24 protein-coding genes are annotated in these 21683 nt (G+C 38.6%); 19 read left to right on the top strand and 5 right to left on the bottom strand.

What is annotated here, in order from left to right:
- Nucleotide 1: 1 nt before the first annotated feature.
- Nucleotides 2-1282, bottom strand: coding sequence for an outer membrane channel protein TolC (gene tolC, locus L0668_RS13235; protein ID WP_235313139.1), 1281 nt, complete (start codon nucleotides 1280-1282; stop codon nucleotides 2-4).
- Nucleotides 1283-1541: 259 nt separating this feature from the next.
- Between tolC and nudF the strand changes: the two genes are divergently transcribed.
- The 7 genes from nudF to L0668_RS13200 all read left to right on the top strand — a co-directional run bounded on the left by nudF (nucleotide 1542) and on the right by L0668_RS13200 (nucleotide 7869).
- Nucleotides 1542-2168, top strand: coding sequence for an ADP-ribose diphosphatase (nudF, locus tag L0668_RS13230; RefSeq protein ID WP_235313395.1), 627 nt, complete (start codon nucleotides 1542-1544; stop codon nucleotides 2166-2168).
- Nucleotides 2161-2604: a DUF1249 domain-containing protein gene (locus tag L0668_RS13225; protein WP_235313137.1), complete on the top strand. Its 444-nt coding sequence runs from the start codon at nucleotides 2161-2163 to the stop codon at nucleotides 2602-2604. Before nudF ends, L0668_RS13225 begins: the two co-directional genes overlap by 8 nt.
- Nucleotides 2605-2610: 6 nt before the next feature.
- Entirely contained in the window at nucleotides 2611-3354 is a 744-nt protein-coding gene (locus tag L0668_RS13220) for a metallophosphoesterase (protein ID WP_235313136.1), read from the top strand.
- 23 nt (nucleotides 3355-3377) lie between these two features.
- Nucleotides 3378-3956 (top strand): YqiA/YcfP family alpha/beta fold hydrolase, encoded by a 579-nt coding sequence (locus L0668_RS13215; RefSeq protein WP_235313134.1) that lies wholly within the window; start codon nucleotides 3378-3380, stop codon nucleotides 3954-3956.
- An 87-nt stretch (nucleotides 3957-4043) separates the two neighbouring features.
- Nucleotides 4044-5933, top strand: coding sequence for a DNA topoisomerase IV subunit B (parE, locus tag L0668_RS13210; RefSeq protein WP_235313132.1), 1890 nt, complete (start codon nucleotides 4044-4046; stop codon nucleotides 5931-5933).
- A 9-nt stretch (nucleotides 5934-5942) separates the two neighbouring features.
- Nucleotides 5943-6434: a hypothetical protein gene (locus tag L0668_RS13205; RefSeq protein ID WP_235313131.1), complete on the top strand. Its 492-nt coding sequence runs from the start codon at nucleotides 5943-5945 to the stop codon at nucleotides 6432-6434.
- Between the two features lie 145 nt (nucleotides 6435-6579).
- Nucleotides 6580-7869, top strand: a complete 1290-nt coding sequence (locus L0668_RS13200; protein ID WP_235313129.1) for a YfiM family lipoprotein — start codon at nucleotides 6580-6582, stop codon at nucleotides 7867-7869.
- A 34-nt stretch (nucleotides 7870-7903) separates the two neighbouring features.
- Here L0668_RS13200 and L0668_RS13195 read toward each other — a convergent pair whose 3' ends face one another.
- Nucleotides 7904-8215, bottom strand: coding sequence for a hypothetical protein (locus tag L0668_RS13195; protein WP_235313127.1), 312 nt, complete (start codon nucleotides 8213-8215; stop codon nucleotides 7904-7906).
- Between the two features lie 94 nt (nucleotides 8216-8309).
- Here L0668_RS13195 and L0668_RS13190 point away from each other — a divergent pair, with 94 nt between their 5' ends.
- Nucleotides 8310-8501, top strand: a complete 192-nt coding sequence (locus tag L0668_RS13190; protein WP_235313126.1) for a hypothetical protein — start codon at nucleotides 8310-8312, stop codon at nucleotides 8499-8501.
- 136 nt (nucleotides 8502-8637) lie between these two features.
- Here L0668_RS13190 and epmB read toward each other — a convergent pair whose 3' ends face one another.
- Nucleotides 8638-9663: an EF-P beta-lysylation protein EpmB gene (gene epmB / locus L0668_RS13185; protein WP_235313124.1), complete on the bottom strand. Its 1026-nt coding sequence runs from the start codon at nucleotides 9661-9663 to the stop codon at nucleotides 8638-8640.
- Nucleotides 9664-9698: 35 nt separating this feature from the next.
- Here epmB and efp point away from each other — a divergent pair, with 35 nt between their 5' ends.
- The 4 genes from efp (at nucleotide 9699) to L0668_RS13165 (ending at nucleotide 12319) form a co-directional block, all read left to right on the top strand.
- Nucleotides 9699-10268 carry an elongation factor P gene (gene efp, locus L0668_RS13180; RefSeq protein ID WP_235313123.1) on the top strand — a complete coding sequence of 190 codons (570 nt, stop codon included), beginning with the start codon at nucleotides 9699-9701 and terminating at the stop codon, nucleotides 10266-10268.
- Nucleotides 10269-10336: 68 nt separating this feature from the next.
- Nucleotides 10337-11311, top strand: coding sequence for an elongation factor P--(R)-beta-lysine ligase (epmA, locus tag L0668_RS13175; protein WP_235313121.1), 975 nt, complete (start codon nucleotides 10337-10339; stop codon nucleotides 11309-11311).
- 50 nt (nucleotides 11312-11361) lie between these two features.
- On the top strand, nucleotides 11362-11799 hold the full coding sequence (locus tag L0668_RS13170) for a hypothetical protein (protein ID WP_235313119.1): 438 nt from the start codon (nucleotides 11362-11364) through the stop codon (nucleotides 11797-11799).
- The gene (locus tag L0668_RS13165) at nucleotides 11792-12319 is read left to right on the top strand and encodes a GNAT family N-acetyltransferase (protein WP_235313118.1); all 528 of its coding nucleotides are present in this window, start codon (nucleotides 11792-11794) and stop codon (nucleotides 12317-12319) included. The genes L0668_RS13170 and L0668_RS13165 overlap by 8 nt, the downstream gene beginning before the upstream one ends.
- A gap of 6 nt (nucleotides 12320-12325) precedes the next feature.
- On the opposite strand, the gene L0668_RS13160 is transcribed toward L0668_RS13165, so the two are convergent.
- Complete coding sequence (locus L0668_RS13160; RefSeq protein WP_268820370.1) at nucleotides 12326-12937, bottom strand: peptidylprolyl isomerase; 612 nt, start codon at nucleotides 12935-12937, stop codon at nucleotides 12326-12328.
- A 12-nt stretch (nucleotides 12938-12949) separates the two neighbouring features.
- A complete protein-coding gene (locus L0668_RS13155) occupies nucleotides 12950-14104 on the bottom strand; it encodes a methyltransferase (RefSeq protein WP_235313116.1) in 1155 nt (384 codons plus the stop codon).
- A gap of 38 nt (nucleotides 14105-14142) precedes the next feature.
- On the opposite strand from L0668_RS13155, the gene L0668_RS13150 reads away from it, so the two are divergent.
- From L0668_RS13150 to L0668_RS13120, 7 genes are all read left to right on the top strand, one after another.
- Entirely contained in the window at nucleotides 14143-14772 is a 630-nt protein-coding gene (locus L0668_RS13150; protein ID WP_235313115.1) for an alpha-ketoglutarate-dependent dioxygenase AlkB family protein, read from the top strand.
- A 215-nt stretch (nucleotides 14773-14987) separates the two neighbouring features.
- The gene (gene bolA, locus L0668_RS13145; RefSeq protein WP_235313113.1) at nucleotides 14988-15302 is read left to right on the top strand and encodes a transcriptional regulator BolA; all 315 of its coding nucleotides are present in this window, start codon (nucleotides 14988-14990) and stop codon (nucleotides 15300-15302) included.
- Nucleotides 15303-15604: 302 nt separating this feature from the next.
- Complete coding sequence (locus L0668_RS13140) at nucleotides 15605-16153, top strand: TRAP transporter small permease subunit (protein WP_235313111.1); 549 nt, start codon at nucleotides 15605-15607, stop codon at nucleotides 16151-16153.
- Nucleotides 16153-17520: a TRAP transporter large permease gene (locus tag L0668_RS13135; RefSeq protein WP_235313109.1), complete on the top strand. Its 1368-nt coding sequence runs from the start codon at nucleotides 16153-16155 to the stop codon at nucleotides 17518-17520. The genes L0668_RS13140 and L0668_RS13135 overlap by 1 nt, the downstream gene beginning before the upstream one ends.
- A gap of 7 nt (nucleotides 17521-17527) precedes the next feature.
- The gene (locus L0668_RS13130; RefSeq protein WP_235313108.1) at nucleotides 17528-18643 is read left to right on the top strand and encodes a TRAP transporter substrate-binding protein; all 1116 of its coding nucleotides are present in this window, start codon (nucleotides 17528-17530) and stop codon (nucleotides 18641-18643) included.
- Between the two features lie 111 nt (nucleotides 18644-18754).
- Nucleotides 18755-19933, top strand: a complete 1179-nt coding sequence (gene fabV / locus L0668_RS13125; protein ID WP_235313106.1) for an enoyl-ACP reductase FabV — start codon at nucleotides 18755-18757, stop codon at nucleotides 19931-19933.
- A 407-nt stretch (nucleotides 19934-20340) separates the two neighbouring features.
- Nucleotides 20341-21681, top strand: coding sequence for a Na(+)-translocating NADH-quinone reductase subunit A (locus L0668_RS13120; protein ID WP_235313104.1), 1341 nt, complete (start codon nucleotides 20341-20343; stop codon nucleotides 21679-21681).
- The last annotated feature ends 2 nt before the right edge of the window (nucleotides 21682-21683 follow it).

The following is a 21683-nucleotide window of genomic DNA, read 5'->3' as shown; positions in this document are numbered from 1 at the left end:
CCTAAAGGCTAACTAGTGCCGAGTCTATGTCTTTAACATCTTGTTCAGATAATTTGCCGGCAGCTAATTTCAAATCCATCACACTAGTTACATAACCATACCTAACCCTAGATAAATTACGTTTAGCGTTAAATAAATTACGAGTACTGTTTAGCACATCAACAATTGTACGGGTACCTACTTCAAAACCTGCTTCTGTAGCTTTTAAGGCACTTTCAGCTGATACAACAGATTGTTCGAAAGCTTTGATTCTAGCGATTGCAGATTTAACACCATTGTAATTTGAGCGCACATTGCGGATCACTTGCCTACGAGTACGTTCTCTTTCTTCGCTATTGGCTACAAAGTTAAATTTTGCAGTACTTACGTCAGCCGAGGTTCGGCCACCGCTATAGATAGGAACAGAGACAGATAATCCAATACCATAGGTGTTAAATCGACTATCTGAGTCATCATCATCATTTGAGTTAGCATTGGCTGATAAGCTTACTGTTGGCATGTGACCAGAACGAGCGTTTTTAATATCAAATTTAGCAATGTCTACACTGGTATTGGCAGATATTATTTGCAAATTGAATTCGTCAGCTAATTTTAACCAGTCTTCGATATTTGAAGGAGATGGCATTGCAGCCGCAAATGTGTCCGTATTTAAACTATTTAGCGAAGAATAATAACGGCCAGTAATTTCTCGCAAAGCCTCTAGGTTATTTTCTACTTCATTCTCCGCACTAATTTCTGAAGCCAGTGAGGTATCATATTGGGCTTGTGCTTCATGCACGTCCGTAATGGCGGTTAAGCCAACTTCAAATCTTTGTTTAGTTTGTTCTAGCTGGCGTTCGATAGCGCGTTTTTCTGCTTTGGCAAACTCCAAGTCATCTTTGGCTTGCAAGGTATTGAAGTAGTTTGTAACCGTGCGCACAATCAGATTTTGCATGGCTTGGGCATATATAGTGTCAGCTCGACTAGCAACTAATTCAGCACGATCTACAGCAATCCAGTTGGATTGGTCATAAATACTTTGGCGTAAACTTACTCCTGCACCGTTTGAGGAACCTTCACTATCACCATAGGATTTATTTGCTGATAAAGATGCTGATATTTGTGGCAATAAGCTAGCTCGACTTCTTTCAATACCAATAAATGCGGCTTCTTTATTTGCCTTAGATTGCAAAGTGCTAGGGTCGTTTTGCAAAGCTTGCTGATAAACTTCAAATAGTGAGTCAGCATAAGCAGAAGAAGTCATGCCTACACTTATCAATAGTGATAAAAGTGTCTTTTTCATTTGTTGTCCTAATGGTTCGCTATCTATTGTCCAGCTCGATCTTGCCAGAATATTGTATATGTAGTTAAAGTCTAAGCAAATCAAGACCTAACTAAAAACCCTTTGTGGTAACACAGCGTATCCAAGTGTAACAGAATGTGTGGCTAAACATGTTAAAGTTATTAGGGACTCAATTATAAATAACTAAAGCTTGATTAGATTGGGTTACAATAGACCCATAAAACCACTGAAAACTTAGTAGGAAATAGCTTTGACTAAGATAACTAATCAGGTTCAGCGATACGGCCAACAAGATGTACAAATATTAAAAAAAGAATCCTTGTATAGCGGTTTTTTTAATATGGTGAAGTATGCTTTTAAACATAAATTGTATAAAGGTGGTTGGAGTGAAGTAATTGAAAGAGAGATTTTCGAGCGAGGTCACGCTATAGCGGTCTTGCTTTATGACCCCAACTTAGATGAATTTGTGATGATAGAACAAATTCGTATTGGCGCATTCCCTACTTCTGAATCGCCTTGGTTACTCGAGGTGGTAGCCGGAATTATTGATGAGGGAGAAACCGCAGAGAACGTCTGTCGCCGAGAAGCTGAAGAAGAGGCTGGGGTAAAGATAAAAAACCTAACTAAAGCATTGAGCTATTTGTCTAGCCCAGGTGGAACAACTGAAAGGTTACATATTTTTGTGGGTGAAGTGGATGCCACGCAAGCACAAGGTGTGCATGGTTTAGAATATGAAGGTGAAGATATTTTAGTACACAGAGTTTCTGCCACCCAAGCAATTGAGTGGATTGAACAAGGTAAAGTGGATAATGCAGCGACACTTATTGCCCTGCAGTGGTTTACTATGAATAAACAAAAAGTATTGGATTTATGGGAAAATGAATAAAGTAGTCGGTAAAAAGTACGTCCCCAAATTAGCTAACATGCACCAGGTGTGTGAGCTAAATTATGGGCGTTTACTTAGGTTGTTACCCGATTGTGATACTGAAGATTTAAGTTATCAATTTGATATCAATAGCTCTTTACAATATACCATCAAAATTATTGAATGCAGTCGATACACTAGTACCTTAGAAATGTCGCAAAAGAGTCAAACAGGTTTTGAATTTTTAAGGCCAATAGTACAAGTTAGGTTGTACCACGATGCAAAAATGGCTGAAGTATTAAGCGCACAAAATATTGGTTCTCTTAAACCTAGCTATCAATATCCCAATATTAAGATGTATCAAAAAAACGAAAAAGAAATGGTTAATCAGTTTTTGGCGGAGTGGTTGCAATTTTGCCTGAATCAAAACAAGCAAACACAGCCTGTAGCGAATTAACTTTTTATGCGCCTGGTACAAATAACAGATTGTCATCTATTTGCTGATGTAAATAAACTTGGATACAAGCAAATAAATCCTTATCAAACGCTTAAAATAATCTTGAAGGAAGTAAGTGGTTACAAACCGGATTTGTTATTGGTAACCGGTGATGTAAGTGGTGACGGTTCGATTGGAAGCTACCAACACTTTAAACAGTTAATATCCAACGCCAATTTACGCTGTGGCATAACTATTTTACCAGGAAACCATGATAGCCCTGAGCTGCTAAAAAGTGAATTTCCGCAAAATGTTTTGTGGGGTAATTCACCGCTCATATCAGATGAGAAAGAGTGGCAAATTCATTTGTTAAATAGTCATTACAAAAGCACTTTTGGCCAAGTTTCAGTTCAAGACTTATTGGTTTTGTCAGAGCAGTTAGATCGAAACCCAGAAAAAGCACATTTAATTGCAGTACACCATCACCCACTCGACTGTGGCGGTTGGATGGATAAACACCCATGGCTTAATCGACACGAGTTTGTTGAGTTAATTAATCAGCATAGCGCAGTTAAAGCTGTGGTTTACGGGCATATTCATTCTGACATTGAATCCACTAAAAACGGAATTCAGTATATGGCTTGCCCTTCAACCTGTTGGCAATGGCAAAATAGTGAGTTATTTGCAGTGAGTGAATTAAGGCCAGGTTTCAGGGTGATTAACTTATTAGAAAATGGTCAAATAAGTACTTCAGTTAAACGTATTCTTTAAACACATTATTTGGGTCTAAAATATTGGATTATTTAGTCATTTATTTGCATGGATTTTTAAGTTCACCACAATCTTTTAAAGCCCAGCAAACTAAAGCGTTCGTTAACCGTCATTATCCGAAATTGACCTTAGAAGTGCCTAAGTTAGCTAATTACCCACTACAGGCGGCGCAAACTATTGAAAACATCATTGCCCAACATCCTAATAAAAAATTACGGTTTGTGGGTAGCTCTTTAGGTGGCTATTTGTCGACCTACATGCGTGAAAAATACGGTGGTAAAGCAGTATTAGTTAATCCAGCGGTTAAACCTTACGACTTGTTAGTGGATTATTTGGGTGAACATACCAGTCCATACACAGATGAAGCTTTTTTGCTTGAGCATAAACATATAACCGAACTGATTAGTTTGGACTCACCTAGAGTGACCAATTTATTGAATTATTGGGTGTTGTTACAAACTGCAGATGAAACGCTGGACTATCGGCAAGCAGAACAAAAATATCATGGGTGTAAAATGACAATTGAACCAGGTGGTGATCATAGTTTTCAGCATTTTGAACGATTCTTGCCAGATATTTTTAGGTTTCTACTGCAAGACTAAATGAAGCTTGGTATAACATACCTTTAGTGGAAAGTTTCTCTACTTATTTAACTTGAACTAGCGCGAACAATAAGAATACAAAAAATTATGTCAGATCAATATAACGCAGAAGCCATTGAAGTCTTAAACGGTCTAGAGCCGGTACAAAGACGTCCTGGAATGTACACCGATACGACTCGCCCTAATCACCTAAGTCAGGAAGTGATAGACAACAGTGTGGATGAGGCTTTGGCTGGACATGCAAGTTCTATTAAAGTCACCTTGCATGCAGATCAATCCATAGAGGTAACGGATGATGGTCGAGGCATGCCAGTAGATATTCATCCAGAAGAAGGGATTTCTGGTGTTGAATTGATCATGACTAAGTTACATGCGGGTGGTAAATTTTCCAATAAAAATTACCAGTTTTCTGGTGGTTTACATGGTGTGGGTATTTCCGTGGTTAATGCCTTGTCTACTCGGGTTGAATTAAATATTCGACGTGACGGAAACGTGTATCAAATCGCCTTTGAAAATGGTGAAAAAGTTCAAGAACTAGAAATTGTGGATACCTGTGGAAAACGTAATACTGGGACTAAAGTGCATTTTTGGCCAGATCCCAAATATTTTGATTCGGCTAAGTTTTCGGTATCAAAATTATTACATGTATTACGTGCCAAAGCTGTTTTGTGTCCGGGTTTACGGATTAAGTTTAATAATAAAATTACCAACGAAAGCCAAGAGTGGTTTTTTGAAGACGGCCTAAAAGATTATTTATATCAGTCGGTAAAAGAGTATGAAACATTACCTAATGACGCACCGTTCGTTGGAGCTTTTTCAGGTAACACTGAGGCTGCTGACTGGGCGGTAATGTGGTTGCCAGAAGGTGGCGAAATGATCACCGAGAGTTACGTGAATCTTATCCCTACAGCGCAAGGTGGAACACACGTAAACGGTTTGCGTCAGGGCTTATTAGAATCCATGCGAGAGTTTTGTGAATTTAGAAATCTAATGCCACGAGGTGTGAAGTTAACTCCTGAGGACATATGGGATCGCTGTACTTATATTTTGTCTACTAAAATGCAAGATCCTCAATTTGCCGGTCAAATTAAAGAACGTCTATCTTCAAGGCAAGCGGCAGTGTTTGTATCAGGCGTAGTAAAAGATGCTTTTAGCCTGTGGTTAAACCAACACACTGATGTGGCCGAACTCCTAGCTGAAATGTGCATCAACAATGCTCAGTCCCGCTTACGTCAAAGTAAAAAAGTGGCCCGTAAAAAGGTCACTTCCGGCCCCGCATTACCCGGTAAATTGACCGATTGTTCCACCCAAGACACCTCGCGTTCAGAATTGTTTTTAGTGGAAGGGGATTCCGCTGGTGGTTCCGCTAAACAAGCCAGAGATCGTGATTTTCAAGCGATTATGCCGTTACGAGGAAAAATTCTAAACAGTTGGGAAGTTGACTCATCTCAGGTGTTAGCTTCTAACGAAATTCATGATATTTCTGTGGCTTTAGGCATAGATCCCGATTCAGACGATTTATCTGGCCTGCGTTACGATAAAATCTGTATTTTGGCCGATGCTGACTCTGATGGTTTACATATCGCCACCCTTTTGTGTGCCTTGTTTGTTAAACACTTCCGTAAGTTAGTCAATACCGGACACGTTTATGTGGCCATGCCTCCGTTATTTAGAATCGATATAGGTAAAGAAGTCTTTTACGCTTTAGATGAAGGTGAAAAAGAAGGCATTTTAGATCGCATTGTTGCTGAGAAAAAACGCGGTAAAGTCAATGTACAAAGATTTAAAGGCTTGGGTGAAATGAATCCAATACAACTAAGGGAAACTACTATGGATCCCAATACTCGCAGGTTAGTGCAGTTAACTGTTGAAGATGATGAACAAATGTTAGAAACCATGGATATGTTACTTGCTAAAAAACGCGCGCCAGATCGTAAAGAATGGTTGGAATCAAAAGGCAATATGGCAGTCGTTTAGGTTTTACACTTGAGCCAGGATATATTAAACAAACTTAGTTTAAAACCAGTCGGGCATTACCGAGGCTTGGGCTTAATATTCGATGTTTACATCGATGATGTGTGTTTATTAGATAGTATTGCTGAGTTTGAAAAGCGTTTTGACCATAAAATTAATGGAGCTTATACAGCGGGTTTAGGTAGCTACGAAATCATGCATAGTATGGCCACTATCAATAATCAGGGGCAAAGGTTTAGGCCTTACGTATGTGATTGTGGTGAATGGGAATGTTGGGTGTTGCAAGGGCTAATCACTGGATTTAATGATTTTGTCTTTTGGGGCCAATGGCGCAATCCAAATAGAGATGACGTAGATAAAAAATCACAGGGCTTGTATTGGAATTATGCAGATTTTCCAATTTTGTGTTTTGACAAGCAGCAATATCTAACAGAAGTTGAAAAAGCTCAAGATCTAGTTCGTGCAGATAAAGAGTCAATCAAGTTGTTGAAATTATTTAGTTAAAACAAGATAACTTAATACTGCAGCCCAAAGCTTGATGAAATGAATAATATATATTCATTATCATGGATTTTTCGAGTTCCTCTTAGTGATAGTATCGTTTAATATCATCACTGACCCCCAGCCTGTTTTTTAAGAGGAATGTTTTTTGTATAAGCTGTTTAAATATCTGTTACTGATATTATTTCTAGTATTGGCTAGTTTTGTTGGTCTGTTTATTTTATCTATTGAATCAGAGCCACAGTTTAGTGCTAGAAGTGGGCAACAAGTGGATCAGGCTGAGTCAGTCAAAAAGCTAATGAAACAGCTTAGCGATAGTGTTAAAAATCGTGAGACTCAACAAAATATTACGATAACAGAAAGCCAGTTAAATAGCTTAGTTGGCTTTGCTCAAAGAGCCCATAAACCGCTTCAAGGTCAAGTAGAAATCACCTCTCAATCAGCGCTTATTTTGGCTAGTTATGCTTTGCCACAAAATCCCTTAGGTAACTATATTAATATTGAAATATTAATGTTGTCTGGAGTTGGAATTCAATTCGAACACGTTAAAGTTGGCCCCTTTTTAATTCCGGGTAATTTAGCCCTGAGAACTTTAGTCACTATAGCAAATTGGTACACAGGCAGCGACATAGCTACCCAGTTTGTGCAGCAAGTAGAGAATGTGACTATGTATCCGCAAAAAATGATATTAGCAGTGCGTCCACTTGATCAATTTTTGAAAGATCTTAATGAAGTTAAACAAGGTGTAGGAGGCTCTAGTGATGAAGAGTTACGCCTTAGAACTGCATATTATCTTAAAAATCTGTCTGATTTAGATATAGGTAATAAAACACGGCCTCAGTCTTTAGCTAAATTTATGGGGCCTTTATTTAATTGGGCAAAACAACGATCTACATACGAAACCGCCGCGCAAGAAAATAAAGCCGCTATTTTGGCTTTAGCCATTTATGCTGGCCACCACAGGTTTGCTAACTTTGTTGGAGATGTGCAACCAGAAGTAGGGAAAGTCGCCTTACCTAGAGTAAAGCCTATGTTGAAATATCGAGGTGATTTAAATCAACACTTTCTATTTTCAGCGGCGATTAAAATATTATCTGAGCAAGGCTTAAGTATTGCTATAGGTGAATTTAAAGAGCTAATGGATAGAGGCAAAGGTGGCAGTGGTTATAGTTTTGTGGATTTAGCCGCCGATATTGCGGGGGTTGAATTTGCACGGGCCGCAACCGACCCAACAACAGCCTGGTTTGTACAACAAAAATTAGCCAACAATTATAGCGAAGGTTTATTTTTCCCTCAGATTAAAGGTCTGCCCGAAGGTCTTAGAAAAGAAAAATTCACCAAGCAGTTTGGTGAGGTTGATAGCCCTAAATACGTAAAAATGTTAGATGAAATTCAGCGCAGAATTGCTAACTTACCTATTCATTCCGAGCATCAATAATAAACTTGATGCTCGAAAGAGCTTTTTAAATGACTTACTTACGCACCGTTTGTTGAAAATGGCTTAAAGTTTTAAGCAATAATTCTATTTTTGCCACTAAGTCAGGTAATTCTGTTTTTAAATCAGACTCAGGTTGTTCCGATAGTTCTACAACCGTTTTGGCTAACTCTTCCACGTAAGGTTTAAAATACTTACTGTTCGCACTAAACCCTGCTTCTGCTGGAAATATTGCGCTAAATTTACCTTTCCCGTGATTTTGTAATTGACTAATGATTTGATCTGCATCGATGGCTTTGCGATAAATCAGTTGTACATTCTCACCTAGTTTTTGAATAATTTTTTGCATAGTAATTAATAGTAAAGTTTTACTTAATCTTGCCGATAAATTGTCGAGGAGGGCAATTCTGCCTTCTTTTGTAATTTGCTACAAGGAATATGGTATGGATATTCAAGGTGCTAGTCACTCTGCTTCATCCGGTGCGACGCTAGAAATAAAGTCTCTGCAGCTTGCTAAGTCACAGCAAGAAACAGAGGGTAAAGCGACGCTTCAGCTGCTGGAATCAGCCGCTGACGTGCCAAAAACTTCGTCTGCTAATCCTGCACTTGGGTCTAACATAGACACTTTTGCTTGATTATAGAATAGGGGAAACCCTATGGTTGAAGCTTTAAATTAAGTGGCGTCTTGCCGGGTTATCTAACGCCTATTTCTCTAGTGAGTTTAGGGGATTGATAACCTGGTAAGCGTTTTACTTTTATCAAAGCCACTATTTAAGGATGCAGGTTTAGGTCAAGTGGTGTTTTTCCAGGTTGGCCTGCTATTTCTCTAACGAGTTTAGGCACCAGATAACCTGGCTGATGCTTTATCAATTCTGCCATTAGGTTTGTTGCATCGCACTCTGGAACATCAAAATGTTCGGCACCTTCTACCTTATCCAATACATGTAAATAATAAGGCATGATCCCTAATCCAAATACTCCTTCATTCAGCGCTATTTGTTGTTCAACAGTATCATTAATTCCTTTTAACAAAACCGCTTGATTAAGCAAGGTGACTCCCGCATCTTTTAGTTTTTGCATAGCTAATGTTAAAGACTGATCAATTTCATTAGCGTGATTGATATGTAGCACTAATACTGGTTTTAATCTGGTTTGAGTAAACCAATTAATTAGTTCTGTAGTTATTCTGGAGGGAATTACTACAGGTAAACGAGTATGAATTCGTAATCTTTTAACATGAGAAATGTTTTCAATTTCAGAAGTTAACCAAGCTAAAAAATCATCTTTAGCCATTAAAGGATCACCACCTGAATAAATTACTTCATCTATTTGTGGGTTGTCTCGGATATAGGTGATGGCTTGCTGCCACTCATTTTTATTTAAATGATTGTCGCCATAGGGAAAATGACGCCGGAAACAATAACGACAATTAACCGCACAGCCACCTCGTACTAACAATAAAAGTCGATTTTTATATTTGTGTAATATGCCCGGTTGCTGATTGTTTTGTTCTTCTAGCGGGTCTTTGCTAAAGCCTTTGGCTGTTAGAAATTCAGCGCGGCTAGTAAATACTTGTAAAAATAGTGGATCAGTAGGATCCCCCTTTTTCATTCTAGCAGCAAAGGAACGAGGCACCCGCATGGGGAAAAGCGCACGCGCTCTAACGTCTTCAGAGAAGTTTTGGGTGGGTAAATTCAAGTAATTTAATAAAGATTCGGGATCAGAAAAGCTAGTCGCAATTTCTTTTTGCCAGTTACTCTCTACAGACAGCGGTTTTTTAGGTATTATTTGCGACAATTATTTTCTCAGCATAGTTATATTCACGAGGACACATGGCTAATTTCAGTACAAATGAGTTTAAAGCGGGCTTAAAGATAATGCTCGACGGCGAACCTTGCAACATTCTTGAAAATGAATTTGTTAAACCAGGCAAAGGGCAAGCCTTTAGTCGAGTGAAAATTCGTAAACTTATTACAGGTAAAGTATTAGAAAAAACCTTTAAATCCGGTGACTCTGTGGAAGGTGCAGATGTAATGGAAACTGAATTAGCTTATTTGTATACAGATGGCGAATTTTGGCATTTTATGAACAATGATACATTTGAACAAATTGCAGCAGATGAAAGTGCTGTGGGTGAAAATGTAAAATGGTTAGTAGAAAACGATATGTGCACTATTACTTTATGGAACGGTTCACCTATCGTAGTTCAACCAGCCAATTTTGTTGAATTAGAAATTACTGAAACTGATCCTGGCCTAAAAGGTGATACTGCTGGTACAGGTGGTAAACCTGCTACTTTGGCTACAGGTGCAGTAGTGCGTGTACCATTATTTGTGCAAACTGGTGAAGTGGTGCGGGTAGATACTCGTACAGGTGACTACGTAGGTCGAGCACAAAAGTAGTAACAACTACAAATTTATTAGTTAAGAGCTCACCTTTGGTGGGCTTTTTTATTTGAGCAATTCATCATATGACAGTGACAAACTGGCAGCCTAGTGCGGCTATCTCAACTCTTAAAAAAAGAGCTCAGATCTTACAAAAGATCAGGCAGTTTTTTGCAGAAAGGCAAATATTAGAAGTTGATACACCTGCTTTGAGTCATCACACTGTGACTGATGAACACTTGCATTCATTTAGCACTTTATTTCAAAGTCCACTCTCACCTAAAACTCAAACCCTGTATTTACAGACTTCACCAGAATTTGCCATGAAACGCTTGTTGTGTGCAGGTAGTGGAGCCATTTATCAAATTTGTAAGTCCTTTCGTAATGAAGAGGCAGGGCGTAATCATAACCCTGAATTCACTATGCTTGAGTGGTATCGGCCTGACTTTGACCATCATCAATTAATGGCCGAAATGGATGAACTATTGCAACTAATTCTTAATTGTGAAAATGCGGATAAGTTGACCTATCAACAGGCGTTTGAACAACACTTGTTTTGCAATCCAATCAAAGCTAGTTTGGATGAAATCAAGACTGTTGCGATACAATACGGCTTTGCAGAGATAGCAGAAAATGAACATAATAAAGACATTCTATTAATGTTGTTGTTCAGCCAAATAGTTGAACCTAACATTGGCCAAAAACGCCCTTGTTTTGTATATGATTTTCCAGCGTCACAAGCCGCGTTAGCAAAAATTAGCCCTCAAGATCCAAATGTAGCAGAACGTTTTGAGGTGTATTTTAAAGGTATAGAACTGGCCAATGGATTTCATGAATTAGATGATGCTGACGAACAACAAGCAAGATTTGAAAACGATAATATGAAACGTCAGCAGCAAGGTTTGGCAAGTATGCCTATCGATCAAAACTTAATCTCTGCTCTTCAGTCAGGTTTGCCAGCTTGTGCAGGTGTGGCTTTAGGGGTTGATCGTTTAATCATGTTAGCTTTGGAATGTGAGCGCATAGAACAAGTTATTGCTTTTGAACACAACCGAGCTTAATTGTACTGATTTAGTTATAGAACCATGAAGTTTTAATTTAAGGAATTCAAATGTCTGAGAATCAATTAACTAGTTTACAACAAGAATGGACAACGTTACAAAATCAGTTTGATAGTTACGAAAAGTACTCATTAATGATTAAGTTGTTCAATATATTAGTGACCTGTTGTTTAGTATTTGTTTTAGATCTTGGATGTTGGGCAATTTTTGTCTGTGCGATGATTTGGTTGCAAGATGGCATATGGAAAACATTTCAAGCTCGTATGGGCGAAAGGTTAGAGCAGGTTGAAAACGCTCTAGCTGGTGCAGATTTAACTGATTCATCCACTCTAGGCATGCAGTTTAATTCTGCTTGGGCTGAGTCTAGAAAAGGAGCCTTGGGTCTAATTGCCGAATACATCAAACAATCATTAAAACCCACAGTGGCATACCCTCATGTGTTGCTAATAATCATGATTTTGGCTCAGTGTTTTTTGCTACTTGATTAACGATTTAGTGCAGGCACTTACTTCACAACGGTTGCTTTTACGACCTATAAAAATAAGCGATGCAAACTTTGTATTACAACTATTTAATGATCCTGATTGTATCGAATATATAGGAGATAAAGGCTTACATAATCAAATCGACGCCATTGATTATATTAAAAATGGTCCGCTAAAAATGTATCAAGAACTTGATCTAGGCTTATTGGTGGTCGAATCCAATAGTGGCGAAATTTTGGGTTTGTGTGGATTGCTAAAACGAGAGGAGTTATCTTCCCCCGATCTGGGGTTTGCGTTTTTGCCAATGTATCGAAATAAAGGCTATGCATTTGAAAGTGCACAATTGGTTTTGCGAGATGCATTCGCCAAGAAAAATGGTTTGCAAAACGTCTTGGCAATTACCACTTTCACTAATGACAAGTCCATATCTTTGCTAGGTAAATTAGGTTTTAGCTACAAAAATACCTTGCAGCTAAAAGGCTATAATGAGTTAAGTCATCTTTTTGAACTGAGTGCCCAATAAATGGCTCTAAATTGGCGGTAGTATCACAACTTTTATTAAAATTACTGGTTCAACAGGTACATCAGGCCAGCCGTATTTAGGATCAAAGTCAGTTTTGACCGCAGCCATTTTATCTAACACTTCGTAACCTTCTTGTACCGAACCAAATACTGTGTATCCCCAGTTTCTGCCAGGATCTAAGCTGTCATTGTTAGCCATATTAAAAAAGAACTGACGTGTCGCTGTGTGTGGATCGTTTTCTCGAGCCATAGTCAGGTTGTACATCTTGTTTTTTAAACCATTGCCTGATTCGTTATAAATTGGAGCAAAAGCTGGTTTTTTAATAAAGTCAGTATCGTATCCGCCACCTTGCACAACAAAGTCAGGAATAATGCGATGAAATATAGTGTTTTCGTAACTTCGTTTGCTTACATAACGTAAAAAATTATTGACCGTAATCGGTGCCTTAGCCCGGTCTAATTCAACAATGATGTCACCCATGCTAGTCACCATTTTTACTCTAGGGTAAAAGTTATCGGCTTGAATTTGAGAGCCATCATCCTTTGGTTTAGCATAACTTGCTTGAGATATAAAAAAACAAAGTAAGAATAAAGATTTTAAGATAAATTTATTTTGCATGGTGGATCCCTATTATTTTGTTGCGGATAAAATACTGAATTTTTTATCTCTTGCAACCACTGTGACATTACCAAACAACCTTTTTAGTTTGGCTGGGTAATCTAAGTGTCTATTTCCTATCACAAAAATTTGTCCACCTTTGGTTAATAAATCTTTTGAACCTTTAAACATTTGCCAAGCAATATGGTCTGTTATGGTGTTCTGTTGATGAAAGGGCGGATTGCATAACACAAGGTCAATTGAGCTGAACTTAGATTTTTCTGCAAAGTGATCTAGGCAGTTATTGACTATAAATTCACAATTAGAAACGGCGTTAGCTAGATTAGTTTCTATGTTATGTTTTGCAGATTCAATCGCCATATGAGATTCATCCACAAAAACCACTTGAGTATCTGGCTGTTTCGCCAAAATATGTAAACCCAATACGCCATTACCACAGCCTAAATCCACAATAGTTTTGTTTTGTAAGTCGGGTAGTTTCGATAAATGTTGTAACATAAACCGCGCACCAATATCCAATTGTTGCCGCGCAAATACGTTGGCTAAATTGCTTATCTCGAATCTTGGTTTATCTGTGTACCAAACTGTTGGATAGGGGCTGGTATGAGATTTATCCCCTGTTGGTTGGCAAAATATTAAACGAGATTTTTTCTTGGCGAGCGAGGTATGGCAAGGACCTAAATATTTATCAAACAATGCTTGGGTAGATTTTTGAATTAAATTCGCTTTACCCGCAGCAATCACCTGAGTCTGAGGAGTAACATACTTCTGCAAATCAATTAACTGCTGTTCTAACAAGGCAGTGGTTTTCGGCACTTTAATTAACACTAAGTCTGCGACATCAATCGGCAAAGTTACAGAATCAAAAAAGTGTTCAGGATCAATACTTAATTGGTTTTGTGTTAAATTTTGCAAACAAGCTTGTTGGGCAACAAATGAATCACTAATTAAATCAGGTTCTAAATGGGCAAACCAGCAAGCCAAAGCACCAAAATCATCGTTGTAAATTCTCATCTTGAGATTGTTTATGTCAGATATATTTTGTTCTACGTGCTCAATTAAATATTCATCAGCTGCATCCCATGCCTGCCAACTTGGATGCTGTAAATTTTGTGGGTAGCGGACTAACTGCAATTCACGATTTAATAAGGTTAAACTAGTATTCATAAGCTCCAAATGAGTACATTTTTAAGAGTTGATTGATCATGCAACAATCTTTGTTCGATAGTGACTATGATAACACGCCTATCATTTTACATATGCCTGACGCCGACGTAGTTTATTATCCAAATTTTATCCCGCCGCCAAGAGCGTCTGAGTTGATGGTTATTTTACAGCAAACTATCTTGTGGAAAAAAGATCAAATTACCCTGTATGGTAAAATTTTTAATGTCCCTAGACTTCAAGCTTGGTATGGCGATGACGACGCTGCTTATGAGTATTCAGGATTAACTATGCAGCCACAAACTTGGACTAAAGAGTTATTGGAATTAAAAAAGATATGCGAACAAACTACTAAAACTCAGTTTAATTCGGTATTGGCAAATCTTTACCGGAATGGCGCTGATGGAGTGGGTCGTCATGCAGATGATGAAAAAGAGTTAGGCCAAAACCCGGTGATAGCATCTTTAAGTTTTGGTGAAACCCGTAACCTAGATTTTTATCATAATCACTCTACTCAAAAACTGAGGTTACCTTTAGAATCTGGCAGTTTGTTAGTGATGAAAGGTGGCACTCAAGCTAATTGGCAACATGGCGTGGCCAAAAGTAAAAAAGTATTAGGGCCTAGGGTTAATCTAACCTTCAGATCTATAAAGAAAAATAGTGATTTTTAATACTTTTTGATATTAAAACTGGTAAAATACCTCATTAAATATATATCGCTAGCACTCAACAAGTTAACTGAAAAACACTAAGGTTGATTGAAAACTTAGTGACGGAACATGCTTTTTGTAGCTAAAGTTAAGTTTGAAATAGACAATAATAAAATCAACAAAAAATATTTCTCTGGAGCTTTATCCGCTTAATAGGCATTGAAAGAGGAACACATATGAACATCCAAAATAATATAGAAAACAAACTCTTATCTCATTTTAAACCTGAACATTTAGAAGTGATAAACGAAAGTTTTATGCACAATGTGCCTGAAGGTTCTGAAAGTCATTTTAAAGTTGTGATAGTGACACCAGAATTTTCTGGAGAGCGTTTAATTAACAGGCATAGAGCGGTTAATGCCGTGCTTAAAGATGAATTGCAAAATGATATCCACGCTTTAGCCTTGCACACCTACACAGAAAGCGAATGGCAAAAGTTATTTGGCGATTTTCCTAAGTCTCCTAATTGTTTGGGTGGTTCAAAGCAGTAGTTCAACTGGCTAAAGCTGATTTTCATAGTCAGTATATCTCCGTAATTGTTTAAATCTAAGCCATATTGTTTAAATTCAAGGCAGAAGCGCAGAACGTATGAGTACTACTTGAGCACTTCGAACGCAGAAGTTGGACAATAAGGCGACGAGCTGAATAATTACAAGTTAATTACTTATAACTGCCCCTTCCTTCCAATTTTTTGTAAATGCCATTAACATTCACATATTAATAACATTATTCGTTTAGCTACCTTAAAGTTGTCATCCGGTAGTAACAAAAATAAGAAACCAATATCCCCTTTATGAACTCTTCATCTCTCACTACAGGTTTGCAGCATAAAATCGACTTAGTGCATCAATCACTATGCAAACTGGTTAGCTGGTTCACCTTATTTATGGTGTTAATCACCTTTTTAATTGTGGTACTAAGGTATGGCTTTAATTTAGGTTGGATAGCCATGCAAGAATCTGTGATGTATTTGCATGCTACTGTGTTTTTGCTTGGCGCTGCACATACCTTAAAAGTAAATGAACACGTTCGAGTGGATATTTTCTATCGACAGATGAGTCAAAAGAAAAAAGCTTGGGTGGATACTTTAGGTACTTTGTTACTTTTGATGCCTGTGAATTGTTTTATTTTGGCCCTGAGTTTTGATTATGTGATCAAGTCTTGGCAAATCCTTGAGTCTTCCCCCCAAGCTGGCGGCTTAGCCTTTGTGTTTGTATTAAAAACTCTGATTTTGTTGTTTGCGGTAAGCATGAACTTGCAGGGCCTCGCCGAATTAATCCGTAACATTCTAATTATTAAACATTCGCAAAAAATTGATGAAGCAGATAAGGGAGAGGTGTAATGGAATATATCTCGTTACTTATGTTTGTGGTGGTATGTGCGGTGTTATTGTTGGGCTTCCCCGTAGCTTATTCTTTAGCGGGTACGGCTTTAATTTTTGCCGGTGTGGGCGTAATGACAGGTGGTTTTGAAAGCGCATATCTGCATGCATTGCCTAGTCGACTATACGGCATAGTGACTAACCAAACGCTTATCGCGGTGCCTCTTTTTGTATTTATGGGTGTGGTATTAGAAAAATCTAAAGTCGCTGAAAATCTACTCAACGCTATGACCCAATTATTTGGTCAATATCGGGGTGGTTTGGCTATCTCGGTTATATTGGTTGGAGCATTACTTGCGGCCAGCACTGGCATTGTTGGCGCTACAGTAGTGACTATGGGTTTGTTATCTTTGCCTACTATGCTCAAACAAGGTTATGCGCCTAGTTTTGCCACTGGCAGTATTTGTGCAACAGGTACCTTAGGGCAAATCATTCCTCCTTCTATTGCGCTCGTTTTGTTAGGTGATGTGTTATCCAGTGCCTATCAAAAAGCCCAACTTAATATGGGTATATTTTCCCCTGAGTCTGTTTCGGTAGGGGATTTGTTTGTTGGCGCAATTGTGCCTGGCATGATTTTGGTTTCTTTGTATTTATTGTATGTGGTCATGGTCACTTGGTTTCAGCCACATAAAGTACCTAAAGTTGCCCCTCAAGCCAGTAACGTTTCTATCCCGCAGTTATTAAATGCCTTATTGCCGCCTTTAGTTTTAATTTTTTTGGTGCTCGGGGCTATTTTGGGTGGCTTTGCCACACCGACAGAAGCCGCAGGTGTGGGCGCAACTGGCGCACTTGTTTTGGCGTTAATCCAAAAGCAATTGAGTTTAACTAAGTTAAAAGAAGTGATGTTGAACACCACTAAAGTAACCTCTATGGTGTTTTTGATTTTGATTGGCGCATCAATTTTCTCGTTAGTTTTTCGTGGTTATGGTGGCGAAGAGTTAATCGAACAATTATTTAATAGCTTGCCAGGTGGTGTATTTACAGCCGTGTTGTTAGTTATGGTGGTGATTTTTGTTTTAGGTTTTATCCTAGATTTTATTGAAATTACTTTTGTAGTTGTGCCTCTGGTTGCTCCTGTTTTATTAGCCATGGGCATAGATCCTATTTGGTTGGGAATTATGATTGCAGTGAATTTGCAAACTTCATTTTTGACCCCACCTTTTGGTTTTGCTTTATTTTATTTACGTGGTGTTGCACCTAAATCAGTGAAAACGACTGATATCTATAAAGGTGTATTGCCGTTTATTGCGATCCAAATTATGCTGTTAATCGCTATGGCGAAATGGCCTAATTTAGTTACTTGGTTACCTGAAAACTTATACGGTTGAAAACACTATGCTTAATGTTACATTCGGACGTTTTATTAAGTCCTCAATTTTTATTGCTCTTTCCTTTTTGTTAATTGCTTGCGGACAAGAAAAAACAAGTTCTGATCCAGCGGCTCAAACACAACAAAGTTATCAGTGGAAAATGGTCACCTCTTGGCCTAAGAACTTTCCTGGCCTTGGCCGTGCGCCTGAGACCTTCTCTGAATATGTTGAGAAAATGTCTGGTGGTCGCCTAACCGTAAAAGTGTATGGCGCAGGCGAGTTAGTACCAGGTTTTGAAGTGTTTGATGCGGTATCTCAAGGAACAGTGCAAATGGGTCACTCAGGGGCTTATTATTGGAAAGGTAAAGCTGCGGCAGCACAAATTTTTACCACTATCCCTTTTGGCATGAACGCCCAAGAAACTAATGCTTGGTTGCATTATGGCGGCGGCATGGAGTTATGGCGCGAAGTATATAAACCATTTGGACTCATTCCGTTTGCAGGTGGTAACACAGGCGTACAAATGGCGGGCTGGTTCAAAAAAGAAATCAATAGTATTGAAGATATCCAAGGTTTAAAAATGCGTATTCCAGGTTTAGGTGGAGAAGTATTTAAAAAGCTTGGCGGTATTCCAGTGGCGTTAACCGGTGGTGAGTTATTTACGTCTTTGCAATCCGGCGCAATTGACGCGACCGAATGGGTTGGTCCATACAATGATTTGGCATTTGGTTTATATAAAGCTGCAGATTATTACTATTATTCAGGTTGGCATGAACCTGGCCCTGTTTTAGAGTTTATTGTTAACGAAGATGCGTTTAATGCTTTACCAAAAGACTTACAAGCTATTGTTGAAGTGGCAACCCGCGCAGTCAATCAAGACATGTTAGATGAATATACCGCGCGCAATAATACCGCCATGCAGTCTTTAAAAGATACTCATAATGTAGATATGCGTGCCTTACCAGCAGATGTGATGAAAGCGTTAAAGCTTGCTTCGACTGAAGTCATGCAAGAACAATCGGCTTTAGATGCCACTTTCAAGAAAGTGTATGAATCTTACTCAGAGTTTCAAAATAAAGTCAGTCAGTATCATCAGATTTCTGAGCATGAGTATTATAAAAACCGCTCAGTTCAAAACTAATAACTTTAACATCTCATTAGGTAGAGGTTAGCTGTTCAGATTTGTTTATCTGAATATGGCCTCTACAATAGTGGATGTTAACTCTTACTCTTTTTCAAATAGGAATATCACATGGTAATCAAGCCCAAAATCAGAGGCTTTATCTGTACAAATGCTCATCCAGTAGGTTGTGCCGCAAGTGTTCAACAACAAATTGATTATGTAAAAAGCCAAGGTGATGTGCCTAATACTGCTAAAAATGTTTTGGTGTTAGGTTGTTCAACAGGTTATGGCTTGGCGTCTCGTATCGTGTCAGCATTTGGTGGCGGCGCAAAAACTTTAGGTGTGTGTTTTGAGAAAGAGCCAACCGAGCGCAAAACAGGTACGGCTGGTTGGTACAATACAGCTGGATTTCATGCTAAGGCTAAAGAAGCAGGCTTGTATGCCAAAACTTTAAATGGTGATGCGTTTTCAAAAGAAATGAAACAGCAAGTTATCGACACTCTTAAAGCTGATATGGGTAAAGTTGACCTGGTTATTTATAGCTTGGCTTCCCCACGTCGTACCGATCCAGAAACAGGTGAAGTATATAAATCGACCTTAAAGCCTGTTGGCCAAGCTTATACCACTAAGACTTATGACACAGACAAAGACAAGGTGCATGACATCAGCTTAGAGCCAGCTAGCGAAGAAGAAATTCAAAACACCATTAAAGTTATGGGTGGCGAAGATTGGGAGTTGTGGTTAGATGCATTAGATCAAGCAGATCTATTAGCGGATAATTGCAAAACCACAGCTTACACCTATGTAGGTAAAGAGTTAACTTGGCCGATTTACGGACAAGCGACTATCGGTAAAGCTAAAGAAGATTTAGATCGGGCAGCAGCGGCTATAGTTAAAAGTAAAGCGTCTAAAAACGTTCAGGCTTATGTATCTTCGTTAAAAGCATTGGTCACCCAAGCTAGTTCCGCTATTCCTGTTATGCCTTTGTATATTTCATTAATTTATAAAGTGATGAAAGAAGAAGGTACACATCAGGGTTGTATTGAACAAATTTATGATTTGTTTAACGAAAAATTAAATCAAGCTAAGCCAACTGTTGATGAAAATGGTCGCTTGTATATGAATGGCAAAGAAACCAATGATGCCACTCAAGCTAAAATCAAAGCATTGTGGGATCAAGTGACCCAAGAAAATTTTCATGAGTTAAGTGATTATGCTGGTTATCATCATGAATTTTTGAAGTTGTTTGGCTTTGATTTAGAAAGTGTGGACTATGAAGCTGAAGTAGACACTTTAGCTGGTTGGTAATTTAGCAAAATATTGATTAAAAATAAACCGCCTAAAATGGCGGTTTTTTTATTTTGGAAAATTAGTCTACCTTTCTAAGGGGGTTTTTGAAGAAAAATACATAAAAACCACACAAAAAAGGCGTTTAAACAATAATTTGCGTGGAAGATCGGGTGCGGTTAATGTTAAAATTCCGAGGCTAAACCCAAGCGAAATATGATAATGGTGTTGTGCATTTTGATTAGGCACACATTTTATAAGGGTTTTGAACATCTCATACGGTTCGCAAGCGGTTGCAGCGAATTAATTTAAACAACCTTATATAGGCATAAAATACTCATCACCATTAGGTTTTTACTGAAATTTTAGGATTTGTGGCAAAAGAACCTAATGGTGCTGTGTATTAATTTAGAGTAGTGCTATTGCGTATGATAAAAATCACGAAAGGGTTAGACCTCCCTATTCAGGGGTCGCCACAACAAAGTATTCAAGATGGAAACTCTGTCACAAGAGTGGCTATTTTGGGTGAAGAATATGTCGGTATGCGTCCAACCATGCATATCCAAGTTGGAGACAAGGTAAAAAAAGGCCAAGTTCTTTTTGTCGATAAAAAGAATCCTGGTGTTAAGTTTACTGCTCCAGCTGCGGGTAATGTGGTTGAAGTTAACCGGGGTGCAAAACGTGTTTTGCAGTCGGTTGTTATTCAACTGGAAGGTGAAGAAAGTGAAGAGTTTGCTAAATATAGCAGCGCTGAGCTGGGTTCATTAGACGCTGCTAAAGTCCAAGAAAATTTAGTTAACTCTGGTATGTGGACCGCGATTAGAACTCGCCCATTTAGTAAAGCACCAGCGTTAGACTCAAAACCGAGCTCAATTTTTGTAAGCGTTATGGATACCAATCCATTAGCGGCTGATCCGCAATTAGTGATTGCCGAACGTACTGAAGATTTTGCTAATGGTTTAAAAGTATTAACTTGCTTAACTGACGGCAAAGTGTACGTCAACAAAGCGCCTGGGGCAGATATTGCAACTGGCGATGCGAATGTTGATGTAAATGAATTTGCGGGAGTTCATCCTGCTGGCTTAGTCGGAACTCATATCCACTTCTTGGACTCTGCCGGTGCAAACAAAACTGTTTGGCATGTTGGATATCAAGATGTACTTGCCATTGGTAGCTTATTTACCACAGGTGAGTTAGACAACCGTAAAGTGGTTGCTCTAGGTGGTCCAGAGGTGAAAAATCCTCGTTTGGTTCGTACCTTACTAGGTGCTGATCTTGCTGAACTGACTGCTAATGAAGTTAATGACGGTGATTTACGTGTGTTATCTGGTTCTGTATTACAGGGTACCAATGCTCACGGTGTTCATGGTTATTTAGGTCGTTTCCACAACCAAGTGTCAGTGTTGCGTGAAGGTCGTGAAAAAGAGCTTTTCGGTTGGATCAAGCCAGGTGTGAATCAACATTCAATTACCCGCGCTTATCTTGGGCATTTAAGTCCTAAGAAGTTGTTCAGTATGACAACAACAACTAATGGTTCAGATCGTTCAATGGTGCCAATTGGTAACTACGAACGCATTATGCCGTTAGACATTTTGCCTACCTTGCTACTGAGAGATTTACTTTCAGGTGATACAGATGGTGCGCAAACCTTAGGTTGCTTAGAACTAGACGAAGAAGATTTGGCTTTATGTACTTATGTTTGCCCAGGTAAATATAACTATGGCCCGGTCTTACGTGAATGTTTAGACCAGATTGAGAAAGAGGGTTAATC

This window comes from Paraglaciecola algarum (assembly GCF_021532655.1).
Lineage (GTDB): Bacteria > Pseudomonadota > Gammaproteobacteria > Enterobacterales > Alteromonadaceae > Paraglaciecola > Paraglaciecola algarum.
The sequence above is the reverse complement of the archived record's forward strand: the minus strand, read 5'-3'. Positions and strand labels throughout refer to the sequence as shown.